This is a genomic window from Streptococcus oralis, assembly GCF_003943415.1.
In the GTDB taxonomy this organism is placed as follows: Bacteria; Bacillota; Bacilli; order Lactobacillales; family Streptococcaceae; genus Streptococcus; species Streptococcus oralis_BJ.
Map to the genome: position 1 here is coordinate 1 of NZ_RJPK01000038.1, position 587 is coordinate 587.

The window sequence follows — 587 nt, forward strand, 5'->3', positions numbered from 1 at the left end:
CTCACTCAGCGTCTGTATCAGCTAGCCAATCAGCTTCAGCATCTGTAAGTGCAAGTCAAAGTGCTTCAACATCAGTAAGCGCAAGCCAAAGTGCCTCAGCTTCAGCATCTAACAACCAGAACTCAGCTTCTATCTCAGCAAGCGCGAGCCAGTCTGCGTCAATTAGTGCAAGCCAAAGCGCATCAGCATCAGTATCAGCAAGCATCAGTGCGAGCCAATCAGCATCTGTATCAGCTAGTCAATCAGCTTCAGCATCTGTAAGTGCAAGCGACTCAGCGTCTGTATCAGCTAGCCAATCAGCTTCAGCATCTGTAAGTGCAAGTCAAAGTGCTTCAACATCAGTAAGCGCAAGCCAAAGTGCCTCAGCTTCAGCATCTAACAACCAGAACTCAGCTTCTATCTCAGCAAGCGCGAGCCAGTCTGCGTCAATTAGTGCAAGCCAAAGCGCATCAGCATCAGTATCAGCAAGCATCAGTGCGAGCCAATCAGCATCTGTATCAGCTAGCCAATCAGCTTCAGCATCTGTAAGTGCAAGCGACTCAGCGTCTGTATCAGCTAGCCAATCAGCAAGCGCATCTGTAAGTGCA

1 protein-coding gene is annotated in these 587 nt (G+C 49.1%); it reads left to right on the top strand.

Going from position 1 to position 587, the window contains the following annotated elements:
• The coding region (locus tag D8801_RS09750; RefSeq protein WP_185758535.1) for a hypothetical protein at positions 1-587 on the top strand (587 nt) is incomplete at both ends.